This is a genomic window from Kitasatospora sp. NPDC018058 (genome assembly GCF_044327205.1).
In the GTDB taxonomy this organism is placed as follows: domain Bacteria; phylum Actinomycetota; class Actinomycetes; order Streptomycetales; family Streptomycetaceae; genus Kitasatospora.
The window spans coordinates 1-14,195 of the sequence record NZ_JBIRFA010000021.1 but is presented as its reverse complement, the minus strand read 5'-3'; the positions used below and the strand labels follow the sequence as shown (position 1 = coordinate 14,195).

At 72.0% G+C, this 14,195-nt stretch carries 12 protein-coding genes; 4 read left to right on the top strand and 8 right to left on the bottom strand.

Annotated features, from left to right (window positions below):
- The first annotated feature begins 2 nt into the window (after positions 1–2).
- From ACH4E7_RS27440 to ACH4E7_RS27425, 4 genes are read left to right on the top strand one after another with little or no spacing between them, the layout of a single operon-like run.
- On the top strand, positions 3–944 hold the full coding sequence (locus tag ACH4E7_RS27440) for an ABC transporter ATP-binding protein (RefSeq protein ID WP_396251721.1): 942 nt from the start codon (positions 3–5) through the stop codon (positions 942–944).
- A 4-nt stretch (positions 945–948) separates the two neighbouring features.
- On the top strand, positions 949–1,758 hold the full coding sequence (locus ACH4E7_RS27435; RefSeq protein ID WP_396251720.1) for an ABC transporter permease: 810 nt from the start codon (positions 949–951) through the stop codon (positions 1,756–1,758).
- A 21-nt stretch (positions 1,759–1,779) separates the two neighbouring features.
- Positions 1,780–2,982: a YcaO-like family protein gene (locus tag ACH4E7_RS27430; RefSeq protein WP_396251719.1), complete on the top strand. Its 1,203-nt coding sequence runs from the start codon at positions 1,780–1,782 to the stop codon at positions 2,980–2,982.
- Positions 2,982–4,307 carry a TfuA-like protein gene (locus tag ACH4E7_RS27425; protein ID WP_396251718.1) on the top strand — a complete coding sequence of 442 codons (1,326 nt, stop codon included), beginning with the start codon at positions 2,982–2,984 and terminating at the stop codon, positions 4,305–4,307. Before ACH4E7_RS27430 ends, ACH4E7_RS27425 begins: the two co-directional genes overlap by 1 nt.
- A 111-nt stretch (positions 4,308–4,418) precedes the next feature.
- Here the strand turns inward: ACH4E7_RS27425 and ACH4E7_RS27420 are convergent, their stop codons facing one another.
- The 8 genes from ACH4E7_RS27420 to ACH4E7_RS27385 form a co-directional block, all read right to left on the bottom strand.
- The gene (locus tag ACH4E7_RS27420; RefSeq protein ID WP_396251717.1) at positions 4,419–4,952 is read right to left on the bottom strand and encodes a flavodoxin family protein; all 534 of its coding nucleotides are present in this window, start codon (positions 4,950–4,952) and stop codon (positions 4,419–4,421) included.
- Between the two features lie 125 nt (positions 4,953–5,077).
- The gene (locus tag ACH4E7_RS27415; protein WP_396251716.1) at positions 5,078–5,323 is read right to left on the bottom strand and encodes a DUF1918 domain-containing protein; all 246 of its coding nucleotides are present in this window, start codon (positions 5,321–5,323) and stop codon (positions 5,078–5,080) included.
- 181 nt (positions 5,324–5,504) lie between these two features.
- The gene (locus tag ACH4E7_RS27410) at positions 5,505–7,865 is read right to left on the bottom strand and encodes a glycoside hydrolase family 65 protein (protein WP_396251715.1); all 2,361 of its coding nucleotides are present in this window, start codon (positions 7,863–7,865) and stop codon (positions 5,505–5,507) included.
- 104 nt (positions 7,866–7,969) lie between these two features.
- Positions 7,970–8,281 (bottom strand): hypothetical protein, encoded by a 312-nt coding sequence (locus ACH4E7_RS27405; protein ID WP_396251714.1) that lies wholly within the window; start codon positions 8,279–8,281, stop codon positions 7,970–7,972.
- 26 nt (positions 8,282–8,307) lie between these two features.
- Positions 8,308–8,820: a nucleoside-triphosphatase gene (locus tag ACH4E7_RS27400; protein WP_396251713.1), complete on the bottom strand. Its 513-nt coding sequence runs from the start codon at positions 8,818–8,820 to the stop codon at positions 8,308–8,310.
- 169 nt (positions 8,821–8,989) lie between these two features.
- The gene (dnaE, locus tag ACH4E7_RS27395; protein ID WP_396251712.1) at positions 8,990–12,556 is read right to left on the bottom strand and encodes a DNA polymerase III subunit alpha; all 3,567 of its coding nucleotides are present in this window, start codon (positions 12,554–12,556) and stop codon (positions 8,990–8,992) included.
- Positions 12,557–12,662: 106 nt separating this feature from the next.
- A complete protein-coding gene (locus ACH4E7_RS27390) occupies positions 12,663–13,211 on the bottom strand; it encodes a hypothetical protein (protein ID WP_396251711.1) in 549 nt (182 codons plus the stop codon).
- A gap of 54 nt (positions 13,212–13,265) precedes the next feature.
- Complete coding sequence (locus ACH4E7_RS27385) at positions 13,266–14,063, bottom strand: IPT/TIG domain-containing protein (protein ID WP_396251710.1); 798 nt, start codon at positions 14,061–14,063, stop codon at positions 13,266–13,268.
- Positions 14,064–14,195 lie beyond the last annotated feature (132 nt).

Genomic DNA, 14,195 nt, shown 5'->3' with positions numbered 1-14,195 from the left:
TCGTGGCGAATGCTGTGGTGCACGCCGAAGAACTGACCAAGTGTTACCGGGGGAAAAAGACACCGGCCGTCGACGGTATATCGTTCGACATCGCCGAGGGCGAGACCATCGGGCTGCTGGGCCCCAACGGCGCCGGGAAGACGACCCTGATGAAGATGATCTGCGGCGTCACCCCTCCCACCACCGGGAAGATCCGGGTGTTCGGCGCGGACCCGACCCGCGACCCGGTCGCCGCCAAGAGCGGCATCGGCGCGATGCACCAGTCCGCCCCGTACGACGAGATGCTGTCGGCGCTGGACAACCTGCAGATCGCCGCCCGCTTCAGGGGCCTGCCCTGGCGGGCCGCCCGGCCGTGGGCGCTGGAGGTGGCCGAGTACCTCGGCCTGAAGGACGCGCTGTCGCAGCTCGTCTTCCAGCTGTCCGGCGGTCAGCGCCAGCGCCTGCAGCTCGTACGGGCGCTGCTGACGATTCCCCGACTCCTGATCCTCGACGAGCCCTCCGCCGGACTGGACGTGGCCGGCCGCCACCAGATCGAGCGCTTCGTGCGGTGGCTGCGCGAGGAGAACGGCATGACCGTGATCTGGACCAGCCACATCATCGAGGAACTGGAGCGAAACGCCCAGCGCGTCCTGGTCGTCAACCGCGGCACGGTGGTCCGCTTCGCCCAACCGAGCGAGCTCGTCCGGGAGTTCGGCGCCGCGCACGTGCTGGTGACGGCGGACGACGCGGTCGGGGCGAAGGTCGTCAAGGAGTGGGCCGACGCGGCCGGGCTGACCGCCGCGGTCGAGGACACCGAGGTGCGCATCGAGAACGCGCAGGTCCGGAACGTGCTGCCGCGACTGTCGAAGCACTGCCAGGACGCCGGAGTGGCGATCTCGGGAGTCTCCACCGTCACGGACTCACTGGAGCAGGTGTTCCTGCGCATGACCGGGAGCGAGGGCTGACACCGTGACCGTGCCCGCATTCGAGAACACCGCACCGGTCGCGACGAGGAGGACGGCCGACTTCACCGCGGTCTTCTACCGCGAGTACGCGCTCCTCGCCCGCAACCGGGTGAACCTCATCCTCGGCCTGACACCCATGCTCGTGTACCTGCTGCTGGTGAACACCTCGCTCGGCAACGTCGTCGGGGACATCACCTACCGGGGCGAGCGGCTGCCGTTCTCGGTCTTCCTCCTCCCCATGGTGCTGGCGATGTCGGTGGTCAGCGCGTCGGGGACGACCGGCATGGCGATGTTCCAGGAGGAGATGAGCGGCGTGTCGACCCAGCTGTGGAGCTGGCCGCTGCGCCGATCGCGTTTCCTGGCCGGCAAGCTGCTCGCCGGGGTCTCGCTCGTCCTGGCGCAGAGCCTGCTGGCCCTGGTCGTCGCCGCGGTCATCTTCGACTACCCGTTCCACGCGGCGCAGTGGATCTGGCTGCTGGTGGCGCTGGTGCTCTCCTCGGTGGCCTTCAACGGGCTGTACCTCGCGACGGCGATCCTGATCAGCGACTACCGGACCTTCATGGTGCTCACCAGCGTGTCGGTACCGGTCCTCGTGTTCTCCGCCCCGTCGCTGTCCACCACGCAGCAGCTCCCCGAGGTGCTCCGGTGGATCTCGACGGTGAACCCGGTGACGTACGCGGTCAACGGGATGCGCGACGCCGCGATCTTCGGCTTCGGGAAGGCCTGGCCCGCTCTGGTGGTGCTGGCCGCCGTCGCCCTCGTCGCCAACGCCGTCGCCGGCCGGGCGCTGCTGCGCCGTACCCAGAACCTCTGACCCACAGGGAGGCCCATCACCGTGCACACCGACGACGCAGCCGCCGCCACGGCGCGCACCGACGACTCGCCCCTGTTCCGGGCGGCCTCGCGGCAGGACCGCGCCGTGCTCAGGCTGCCCGGGACGAACCGGGCGCAGCCCCCGGAGGCCACCTGGGAGATGGCGCGCCGGGCGGCGGCGAAGGTCGGCGTCACCCGGATCGCCGACATCACCCGGCTCGACACCATCGGCATCCCGACCTTCCAGGCCGTCCGGCCGCTGTCCCGGACCCTCGCCGTCTCCCAGGGCAAAGGGGCGACGGCCGAGCTGGCGCGGTTGTCGGCGGTGATGGAATCCGTCGAGACCTGGCACGTGGAGCAGCCCCTGGAACCCGTCCTGACGGCCGCACCCCGCGACGTCGGCCGGGAACTGGGCTACGACGTCCACGCCCTGGCGCCCTCGGAACCGAGCGTGCTGCACGACGGCCTGCCCCTGGCCTGGACGGAGGCCAGATCGCTGGTCGACGGCGCGCGGACGCTCGTCCCCGTGGACGTGGTGGGGCTGACGCTGGTGGAGCGCGCGGGCTGGAACCCGCCGGCCTTTTTCGAGTCGACCAACGGCCTGGCCAGCGGCAACACCCTGGTGGAGGCGGCGCTCCACGCGCTGTGCGAGGTGGTCGAGCGGGACGCGATGACGGCGGCGGTGGCCGCCGGGGGCGAGCGGGGCGTGCGAGTCGACCCGAGGACGTCGGGGTCGGCGGTGGCCGAGGAACTGTGCACGCTGATCGAACGGGCCGGCGTCACCCTGGAGGTCCGCCTGGTGCCGTCGCCCACCGGGCTGCCCTGCTTCCTGTCCTGGGTCGCCTGCCATGACTACCCGGCCGCGATGTTCGGGTTCGGCTGTCACGTCAGCCCCTCGATCGCGCTGACCCGCGCCATCACCGAAGCGGCGCAGGCCAGGCTCGCGTACATCTCGGGAGCGCGGGACGACCTCCAGGACGACTTCGACCACGTGGACGTCCGCCGTCTGAGCCGCGACCCGGGCCCGGCCGCCGACATCGGCGACCTGGTCGCGGAGCCCGTGGAACGCGCCGGCCTGGTCGACGACCTCCGGTACGCGGTCCAGCGGGCGGCCGAAGCGTTCTCCAACCCGCCCCTCCTGGTCGACCTGACGCGGGAGGAGATCGGGGTCCCGGTCGTCAAGGTCGTGGCGCCCGGAAGCCGCGTCTGCCCGGAGGTGTTGTAGTGAGCGCATCGAGGGTGGTGGTCTACACCGGGCCGACGCTGTCCGCGGCCGAGGTCCACGCGGTGCTCCCGGACGCCGACGTGCGGCCGCCCGCGGGACGGGGCGACCTTCTGGCGGACCGCTGGTGCCCGGGGGACGTCGCCGTCATCATCGACGGCTACTTCCGGGAACGGAGGTCCGTCGGCCACAAGGAGATCCTCCAGGTGATCGCCGAGGGCGCGCACGTCATCGGCGCCGCGAGCATGGGCGCGCTGCGGGCCGCCGAACTGGCCCCGTGCGGCATGCGGGGCATCGGCACCGTCTACGGGATGTACGCCTCGGGCGAGATCGACGGGGACGACGAGGTGGGCGTCCTGCACGGGCCCGCCGCCGTGGGGTACCCGGCGCGCACCGTGGCGCTGGTGAACCTGCGCCACGGCTGCCGGGAGGGGGCCGAGGGGGATCTGGTCCCGGCGGCGGCCGGGCGGCGGATCGTGGCGGCGGCCAAGGCCCTGCCGTTCACCCACCGCGCCTGGAAGGACCTCGAACGGGCCGTGGGCGAGGAGGACCACGACGCGCTGCGGACGCTGGAGGAGATGATCTGCTCGGGGGTCTGGGACCTCAAGCGGCGTGACGCGGTGTCGGCACTGCGCGCGGTCCGCGGCGGCGGCACCACGGCACCCGGCCCGGTCACGACGGACGCGCCCTTCACCGGCATCAGCCGCACCCAGGCCCTGGCCCGGCGGACCCGGCGCGAGCACGCGCCCGGCCGGTGGATGTCCGACCTCGACGTGCTGGACGCGGTCCGCCTGTTCGACGACGACTACCCGGCACTGCACGAGGACGTCCTGACCGCTCTGCTGGACGACCTCGCCGGCGCCGAGGGCACGACGACCGACGCGTACGCGCGGGCCCGGCTGGGACTCGACGACCGCTCGCCGCTGCCGGAAGCCCTCACCCGCTGGTTCACGGAATCGGAACCGGCCGGGCTCACCGCCGCGGACCGGAACCGGCTCCTGATGGTGCGGGTGTGGCCGGTGTGGCAGTCGGTCGACTGGAGGCCGGCGGTCCTGGCACGGCTGCGCGGGTCCGGACGCTGGGACGAGTGGTGCCACCTGGTCGCCCGCGCGGACGCGGCCGCGGAGGAGACCCGGCACCGCCTCGTGGTCCCGCCGCCGGCGGTGTGCGCGAAGCTCTTCCTCCGGCACTGGCGCCGGCCCGGTACGTCCCCGCAGGTCGACATGGTCCGACGGGGATTCTCCGGGCCGGAGGAACTCGGCCGTGCGGTCCGCCCGTTCTTCGCGTTCGACGTCCGACGCGGACGGGAGAACGCCGCCGCGCGGTGAGCGGGCGGCCCTTCCAGCGGGCGGGGTCGGCCCCCTCGGGATCCGGCCCCGCCCGACGGCGCGGCGGCTCGGCGCCGGGGCGCCGCGTGGTGCGTTCCCCGGTGGCCCCGGTCAGACCAGGCCCGCGCCCCAGGCACGGGCGCGGTCGAGCTCGCCGGTGCGCAGCGGGCCGTCGGTGCCCTCCACGATGAAGCCCTCGGGCTCGGCGACCACGTCGTAGTGGTGGCTGGAGAGCCGGTGGGCGATGCCCTCGGCGGCACCGCCGGACCCTGGCCAGGCAGCCCGGGTGTCGAAGGCGGCGGCATAGGTGCCCGGTTCGGTCTTCGGCAGGTCGTGGAACCAGGACCGCAGGCCCGGCCCCTCGGCGGTCTCCCGGGCTTCGGCGGCGGCGTCCTCGTGGCCCTCCTTGTGGCCCTCGGAGACGGCGGCCATCCGGCGGCTGAGCCCGGAGGACATGCCGCGCAGGTGCGTCGGTCCGCCGACCACCAGCAGGTCCGCGGACCGGGTGAGGGCGGCGTCGGCCTCGGCCACCGGCAGGCAGTCGACGGCCGCCTCGGGGTCGGCCTGGTGGACGCCCTCGGCGATCGCCTCGGCGACCTCCCGGGTGTTGCCGTACATGCTTTCGTACACGATCACGGTGTGCATGGTCTCCACCTTTCGTCACTCCCAGGCTCGCTCCGTGCCCGCGGCCCGCGCACGGGCCGTTCGGCCCGGATCGGGCCGTCGGGTGGACCGGATCGACGTCGTGAGGCGGGCACGGCGGTGACCCGTCAGTCGACGAAGAGGTGCGGGTGGGGCGGTAGGGTCGCCGCGGCGTCTTCGGGTGCGTGGTGGTAGTGGTGGATCAGGGCGTCCGGGCCGGGGAAGTACTCGGTCACCCGGTCGCTGCCGGACCAGCGCACGTCGTAGGGCGGGCTGCCGTCCGGATGGTGCAGGCCGACGATCTCGCCGTCCCTGCGCGCTGCGCCCGGCCGGATGCCCCGGACGATGATGCGGTCTCCCACGGCGGCTTTCATGCCGTCCTCCCTGGGTCGGTGCCGGGCCGGGGTGCGCCCGGTCGTCCGCACTTCCATGCCCGTACCTCCATGGCACCACCCCGGACGGCGCCCGGCAGGGGCCGGACGGTCCCCGGGTAGCGGGCCCGCCGGCCCAAGCACCGGGCCGCCGGTGAGCGGCCCCAGCAACCGGTGAGCGCCCTCACAGGTGGAAGCGGCGGGTCTCACCGGGCCGGATCGTCGCCTCGGTGCCGCGCAGACGGATCCGGACCGGCTCCTGGCGGTCCTCGCGCAGGCTGACCGTGACGGTACGGCGGTCGACGGCGATCGTGACACCCCAGTGGCCCCGGTAGCGCAGGTCGAGTTCCAGTCGGCCGAGGGCGGAGGGCAGACACGGGTCGAGCCAGAGGGCGTCCGCGCGGACCTCCAGGCCGGTGTAGCAGCGTTGCAGCAGGTCCACCGCGCCCGCCATGGCGCCGAGGTGGACGCCCTCCGCCGTGGTGCCGTGCTGGGTGTCGCGAAGGTCGGCCACCAGGGCGTCGCGGAAGTACCGCCAGGAGGTGCGGCGGTCGGAGCGGGTGAGCACCCAGGCGTGCACCACGGAGCTGAGCGTCGAGCCGTGCACGGTGCGCCGCAGGTAGTAGTCGGTGGTCCGGCGCAGCAGCTCGTGGCCGGCCGGGTGGCCCAGGCGCCGCAGCAGGTCGCGGACCTCGCGGGCGGAGAACAGGAACCAGAGCATCAGCGCGTCGGCCTGCTTGGAGGCCTTGTAGCGGTTGACGCTGTCGCCCTCGGCCTCCAGGATCCGGTCGAGCCGGCGCAGGTCGGGGTAGCGGAGCCGGTAGGCCCGCCAGTCGAGCTCGGCGAGCCGTTCGTAGCCGTCGAACTGGCTCAGGACACCGTTGTGGAAGGGGACGTGCAGGTGCCGCCCGACCTCCTGCCAGCGGTCCAGCTCCAGGTCCTCGAGATCCAGACGCTCGCGCAGTTCGTCGCGGCGGTAGCCGGGCAGGGCGTCCAGGGCGTCCTGGGCGCGGGCCAGCACCCAGGAGGCCAGCACGTTGGTGTAGGCGTTGTCGTCCAGGCCGGGCCGGGCCGCCCCGGGGTAGGCGTCGTGGTACTCGTCGGGGCCGAGCACGCCGCGGATCGACCAGTGTCCGTGGGCCCGGTCGTAGGAGGCGGTCGAGGACCAGAAGCGGGCGATCTCCAGCAGCGTCTCGGCGCCGGCCTCGGCGAGGAACTCCCGGTCCCCGCTGGCCTGGTAGTACTGCCAGATGTTGTACGCGACCGCTGAGCCGACGTGCCGTTGCAGGTGGCTGTGATCGGGCAGCCAGCGGCCGGACAGCGGGTTGAGGTGCAGTTGCTGGGACTCCTCCCGCCCGTCGGCGGCGCTCTGCCACGGGTAGACCGCCCCGCGCAGCCCGAGCTCGTCGGCCTGGCGGCGGGCGGCGTCGAGGCGGCGGTGGCGGTAGCGCAGGACCGCGCGGGCCAGCTCGGGGAAGCGCAGGTTGAGCAGCCGCAGCACGAACAGCTCGTCCCAGAAGACGTGCCCCCGGTACGCCTCGCCGTGCAGCCCGCGGGCCGGGATCCCGACGTCCAGGTCGACGGAGTGCTCGGAGTAGGTCTGGAGCAGGTGGAACAGGTTCAGGTGCAGCGGGCCGGAGCCGTCGAAGTCGGCCTCGATCCGGCAGCGGCGCCACAACTCGGCCCAGCGCAGAGTGTGTTCGGCCAGCAGCTCAGCGAAGCTCCCGGCCTCGGCGGCGAGTTGGCGGGAGGCGCGCAGCGGGGTCTCGATCGCCCGGTCGCGGGAGGTGTGCACCGCGACCGTCTTCGTCACGGTGAGGGGTCGGTCCGGTTCGGCGTCCAGGGTGAGGAGGTGGGCCGCCCAGCCCTCCCGGCACTCGGTCGCCACCCGCGCCGCGGACGCGCTCACCCGGGCGCACAGGGCGATCCGCAGCGGGGACCTGGCCGCGTCGGCCTCCAACCGGAGCAGCCCCGCCGCGTCCACTCCCTGACCGGCCGGGACGAGATGACGCTCGGTCAGCCCCCGGTAGCGGTCGACGCCCGTGTTGGCGACATCGCCGTCCAGACCCGAGCGGACCTCCAGCGGGCCGGACCAGTTCTCCGCGGTGAAGGTGCTCTCCAGCGCGAGCAGGTGCGGCCGGGCCTGGCTGGCGAGGCGGCGCTGCACCAGCCGGGTCCGGTGCCCCCGCTCGTCGACCACCAGCGCCCTGCGGGTCAGCACACCCCGGCGCAGGTCCAGCTCCACGGTCTGCTCGGCGGGCGGTCCGGCGAACCACGCGCCGCCGGGCGCCCGGAAGGTCAGCGGCAGCCAGTTCGGGCAGTTGACCAGGTCGTCGTTCGTGACCACCCGCCCCGCGACCGTCGACTCCGCCCGGTCGTAGCAGCCCGCCAGGTACGTCCCTGGGTAGTGGACGCCGTCGGCGACCGCCTCCGGCGCGGCGCCCCGGCTGACCAGGTAGCCGTTGCCGACCGCGCACAAGGCCTCCCGCAGCCCCTCCTCGTCCGGGTCGAAGCCCTGGTAGCGGAGCGTCCACGGGTCCGGCATGTCGGGGTACCCCGCCGGTAGATCTGGTGCCACGACGTGACCTCCGTGCCGACTGGCCTGCCTCCAGTCTGCGCACCGCGTCGCTGACGCGCTTGCCGCCCCGCTCAGCCACCCGTCCGCGCCGGGCCGCCCAGCGCACGGGCGAGGACCCGGCACGACCGGCTGCCCACCCGGCACCAGGCCCGCGCCGTGCCGCCGAGAGCCCGGTACCACGCGATGCCGAACGGGAGGGCGATGGCGAACCACGACGGGGGCGCCAACTCACCGGGCCGCTGGGCGCCCTCGGTCGCCCAGCGACGGCACCGCGCGACGCCCCGGCGGGTCCAGCGGGCGCGGCGTTCGGCGCGTTCGGACCAGCGGGCCGAGGCGCTCAGCAGCGCGGCGCTCCAGCGGTCACGGCGGGTCGCCATCGTCATGCCTCCTCTCCTCCCGTACGGTCCGGTCAGTGCCCCAGGCGTGCCGCCAGCTGTCCGGGGAGGCTGTCCCGGTTCGCCCGGGTGAGCTGGAGCACCTCGACGTCGGCGCGGCGTTTGAGGGTGTCGGTGAACGGGCCGTGCTGCGCCTGCACGGTGGCCACCACGTCGACGTCGGCGGCGAACAGCGCCCGGACGGCGTCCTCGAACGGGCGGTGGGCCAGTTCCATCCGTCCGAGTTCGTCGATGAGCAGGAGGGTGCGCGCCGACCAGGCCAGGGCGGGCAGGGCCAGGCGCTCCATGACCCGCAGGTCGACGCCGTACCGCCCGACCCGGGGCGGCCCCGGGAGGTCGACATGGGCGAGCACGGCCCGCTCGCCCGACAGCGTCTCCAGGGCGAAGCCGACCCGGGCACCGCCGGTACGGATCTCCTCGGTGGTGAAGCCGGCGGTCTCCCGGGCACGCAGCAGCACGGCAAGGCGGCGGACCGCGGTGGTCTTCCCGCTGCCGGGGCGTCCCTCCAGCAGGATCCTGGTCGGCATGGCGGACTCCGCATCGTGCGGTCGGGTGGTGAACGGTCCCGTCACCAGCGTCTCCCTCCGCGGCTCCGGGCCGCAACGCCGTTCGGCGCCCCGGGGCGGGGCCGGTGGGCCCTCGCACGATGCCGCGCCGACGTCACGAGCCCGGAGGCGCCGGTGCGCCCGGCCCCGGTCAGGAGCGGACGGCCGTGCCCGCCCAGGCGCGGTTGCCGAGGAGGGTCTTGATGTCCGAGGCGAGCCCGTTGTCGGGGTTCACCCGGAAGCCGAGCTCGTAGAGGGTGTTCTTGTCCCAGTTGGTGGTGAGTAGCCGCACCGGGACGTCGCCGGGGTGGGCCTGGAGGGCGAGTTTGAGTTCGGCGACCGTCTCGGGGGTGATCCGGGCGGCCGGGACGGTGATCTGGACCGGTGGCTTGGTGCCGAGTTCGGCGGAGGAGACGTCGAGGGTGGTGATCTCCTGCCCGAAGACGCTCAGCGACCCGTCGCGTTCGTTGAGGCGGCCGCGGACCGAGATCACGTTGTCCTCGATCATCTGCTCGGCCATCAGGTTGTAGGTCGCCGGGAAGAACAGCACCTCGACCGAGCCGTCGCGGTCGGCGACGGTGATGATCGCCCATGCGTTGCCGGCCTTGTTGATCCGCCGGTCGACCGCGGTGATCAGGCCGGACAGCCGTACCTCGCCCTCGGAGCGGCCGGAGCCGAGGAGTTCGGCGATCGAGGTGTCGCGGTTCTGGGAGAGGATGTGCTCGGCGCCGTCGAGCGGGTGGCTGGAGACGTAGAGGCCGAGCATCTCGCGTTCCAGGGAGAGGAGTTGGCGGCGGGGCCATTCGTTCTCGGTGAGCCGGAAGTCCAGCCCGATGCCGGGCCCGCCGTCGTCGCCGGTGTCGAGCGCGCCGAACAGGTCGTCCTGCCCGATGGCCTGCTGCTTCTTCACCCCGGTGACGGCGTCGATCGCGCTCTCGTGCACGGTGCTGAGTGAGAGCCGGGTGTGGCCGAGCGAGTCGAAGGCGCCCGCCTTGACCAGGGAGTCGACGGTGCGCTTGTTGCAGACCACCAGTTCGACCTTGTCCAGGAAGTCGGCGAAGGAGGTGTACTTGCCCTTCTCCTCGCGGGTGCGCACCAGGGACTCGATCACCGGCACGCCGACGTTGCGCACCGCCTTGAGACCGAAGCGGACGTCGCTGCCGACGGCGGTGAAGTCGACCACCGACTCGTTGACGTCGGGGGAGAGGATCTTGATGCCCATCTGCCGGCACTCGGCCAGGTAGACCGCCATCTTGTCCTTGTCGTCGGCGACCGAGGTGAGCAGCGCGGCCATGTACTCGGCGGGGTAGTTGGCCTTCAGGTAGGCGGTCTGGTACGAGACCAGGCCGTAGGCGGCGGAGTGCGACTTGTTGAACGCGTAGCCGGCGAACGGGACCAGGACGTCCCAGACGGCCTGGATGGCCTCGTCGGAGTAGCCGCGCTCCTTGCAGCCGGCGTGGAAGGGGACGAACTCCTTCTCCAGCACCTCCTTCTTCTTCTTGCCCATGGCCCGGCGCAGCAGGTCGGCCTGGCCGAGCGAGTAGCCGGCGAGCACCTGGGCGGCGCGCTGGACCTGCTCCTGGTAGACGATCAGGCCGTAGGTGGGGCCGAGGACCTCGGCGAGCGGGGCCTCCAGCTCGGGGTGGATCGGGACGATCTCCTGCTGGGCGTTCTTGCGCAGGGCGTAGTTGGTGTGGGAGTTCATGCCCATCGGTCCGGGCCGGTACAGCGCCGAGACGGCGGAGATGTCGGCGAACTCGGTGGGCTTCATCAGGCGCAGTAGGGCGCGCATGGGCCCGCCGTCGAGCTGGAAGACGCCGAGGGTGTCGCCGCGGGCGAGCAGCTGGTAGGTGGTGGGGTCGTCGATCGGGATCTTCTCGATGTCGACGTCGATGCCCCGGTTGGCCTTGATGATCTTGATGCAGTGATCGATGATGCCCAGGTTCCGCAGGCCCAGGAAGTCCATCTTGATCAGGCCCATGGCTTCGCAGGACGGGTAGTCGAAGCCGGTGATGATCACGCCGTCCTTGTCCCGCATGTGCAGCGGGATCAGGTCGAGCAGCGGGGTGGAGGACAGGATGACGGCGGCAGCGTGCACACCGGTGCCGCGGATGAGGCCCTCGATGCCCCGCCCGGTGTCGATGATCTTCCTGACGTCCGACTCGTTCTCGTACAGCGCCCGGATCTCGGTGCCCTCGTTGTAGCGGGGGTGCTTCTCGTCGAACAGGTCGGCCAGCGGCACGCCCTTGCCCATGACGTCCGGGGGCATCGCCTTGGTGATCCGGTCGCCCATCGAGAACGGGTAGCCGAGGATGCGGTTGGCGTCCTTCACGGCGGCCTTGGCCTTGATCGTGCCGAAGGTGTTCACCTGGGCCGTGTAAGCGGCGCCGTACTTCTCGGTCACGTAGCGGACCATCTGGTCGCGCTGGCGGTCGTCGAAGTCGATGTCGACGTCCGGGGGGTTGATCCGCTCGGGGTTGAGGAAGCGCTCGAACAGCAGGTCGTGCTCCAGCGGGTCCAGCTGGGTGATCCCGGTCAGGTAGGCGACCATCGAGCCGGCCGCCGAACCGCGGCCTGGACCGACCGGGATGCCGTTGTCCCGCCCGTACTGGCAGATGTCGGCGACCACGAGGAAGTAGGCGTCGAACCCCATCGGGGTGATCACGCCCATCTCCAGCTCGATCCGGTCCAGCACCTCCTGGCTGGGGCTGTCCCCGTAGCGGTGCTTCAGACCGATCTCGATCTTCTTGCGCAGGAACGAGGCCTGGGTCTCGCCCTCGGGCACGTCGAACTGCGGCATCCGGTCGACGTAGGTGAACACCTCCTCGTACGACTCGACCCGCTCGGCGATCGCGAGCGTGTTGTCGCAGGCCTCCGGCAGCTCACGGAACAGCTCGCGCATCTCGGCGGCGGTCTTCACGTAGTAGCCGGTGCCCTGGAACTTGAACCGGTTCGGGTCGTCCTTGTTCTTGCCCACGCCGACGCAGAGCAGGCTGTCGTGGGCGTCGGCCTGGTCGGCGGTCACGTAGTGCGAGTCGTTGGTGGCCAGCAGCGGGATGTTCAGCTGCTTCGCGAGCCGGAGCAGGTCGGCGCGGACCTCGCGCTCGATGTCCAGGCCGTGGTCCATCAGCTCCAGGAAGTAGTTCTCCCTGCCGAAGATGTCCTGGTAGGCGGCCGCGGCCTTGACCGCCTCCTCGTACTGGCCCAGCCGCAGCCGGGTCTGCACCTCGCCGGAGGGGCAGCCGGTGGTGGCGATGATGCCGTCCGCGTGCGTGGCGATCAGCTCGCGGTCCATCCGGGGCTTCATGTAGTAGCCCTCCATCGACGCCAGCGAGGACAGCCGGAAGAGGTTCCGCAGACCGGTCGGATTCCGCGCCCACATCGTCATGTGGGTGTAGCGGCCGCCACCGGAGACGTCCTTGCCGCCCTCGCCGTCGGCACCGGTCGGGCGCTGGCCGCCGGGCGACCAGAACACCTGCTTCTTCTCGAAGCGCGAGCCCGGCGCGACGTACGCCTCGATGCCGATGATCGGCTTCACGCCGGTCTTCGCGGCCGCGTGGAAGAACTCGTACGCGCCGAACATGTTGCCGTGGTCGCTCATCGCGATGGCGGGCATGCCCTGTCTCTCCGCCTCGGCGAACAGCTTGCCGTTCTTCGCCGCCCCGTCCAGCATCGAGTACTCGGTGTGGACGTGCAGGTGTGTGAAGCTGGCGGACACGGCGCTGTGCTCCTCGGTCGGATCTCGGGAAAGGAAGCTGCCCACGCTAGCGGGTCGGCACGGACGACGCGCCGCGTCGGAGGCCCGTGGTGGTGACCTTGACGCATCATTCCCGTCTCCTTGACGCGGCGTTGACCTCGCAGGCCGGCAGGCACGGCACGTGCCCCCGGCCGGTGCGGCGGGCGGCGAGGGCTGCGACCCCGTCGACCGTGGAGTCCCGGTCGTGGAAGTCGAACCGGTCGCCCTCGGTCCAGACGGGGTTCTTCGAGGCCGAGATGCGGCGGGCCGCACGCTCCCGCCGCCACAGGCACACCGCCCCGTAGACCCGTGCCTTGTGTCCGAGCGTCCAGGAACGGAGCGCAAGCCCGGCCGGGTCCCGGGGAAGCAGGGGGGTGTTCCGCGGGGCCCGGCCGGAGGGGGGCCGGCAAGCAGCGCCGAGCCGCGGCTCGGCTGCTCTGCTCGGCGGCCCCGTGGTGCTGTGGTGGGGCCGCCGTGGCGGGCCTCCGGTCAGGCCGTGGATCCTTCCCCGGCGGACCGACGTACGCAAGGTCGCGTCGTCGGCCAGCAGCGAGCACACGATCTTCTTCCGCTCGCCGCCGCTCAGGCCGCCCGGATACGCCATGAGCTTGGTGGAGTCCCCGGAGCCCGGGTCCACCAGCTCCTTGAGGGCCGGTGTCGTGCCCAGAACCTGCTGGTGGTACGGGTGGGCTTAGGAGATGACGAACTGGTCGGCGGCGACGGCCGTGCTGGTGCCGCCGGGGTTGATGACCTGGATGTCGTAGGTGCCCGCGGCCAGGGTGCCGGGCACGTCGAGGGTCAGGCTGCCCACGCCGGTGACGTTGACGTTGTCGGCCGGGGTGGACGGGCCACCGGTGGTCAGGGTGAAGGTCACGGAGCTGACGTCGACGAAGCAGGTGCCGGCGACGTTGACCCCGGTGGTGCCCGCCGCTCCCGTGCCGGGCGTCACGCCGGTGACCGCCGGCAGATCGTAGTAGGTGAAATGACCCTGCGCGCCGATCGGGGAGCTGGTGCCGCCGGTGTTGATGACGAGGACGTCCGCCGCGTCGGTGCAGTCGCTGAAGGCGCCGTGGGGCGGCGGGGTGACGGTCAGGTGGCCGTCCGACAGGACGGTGGGAACGGCGGTGCCGACCGTGCCGAAGGCCACCGAGGTCGCGGTCGCGAAACCGGTGCCGAAGACGTCGACGGCGCCGGGTGCAGCAGGACCGGTATTGGGGTTCACCGACGTGCACGTGGGGGCGGCGACGTAGAAGAAGGTCTTGCTGTTGCTGCTCACGCCGGAGACGGTCGCGATGATGTTGGCCTGCCCGCTGCACCCCGGCGGGATGGTGAAGGTGACGGAGGTGCTGCTGGCGGCGGTGGGCGTGACCGTCGTGCTGCCGATGTTCACCTTGGTGGTGCTCAGGCTCCCCAGACCGGTACCGGTGATGGTCATCGTTTGGCCCGAGTGGCCCGAGGTGGGCGAGATGGAGCTGATGAAGGGTGCCATGACTGATCTCCTTTGCTGGTGCGGATGACGCTGTCGCCCCATTCGCCGGAGCCGCCGAATCGGCAGTCCGCCGCACAGGGCGTGATCGGGTTCCGGCAGGTCACACGACAGGGTTCGCAGCGCTGCCGGAAT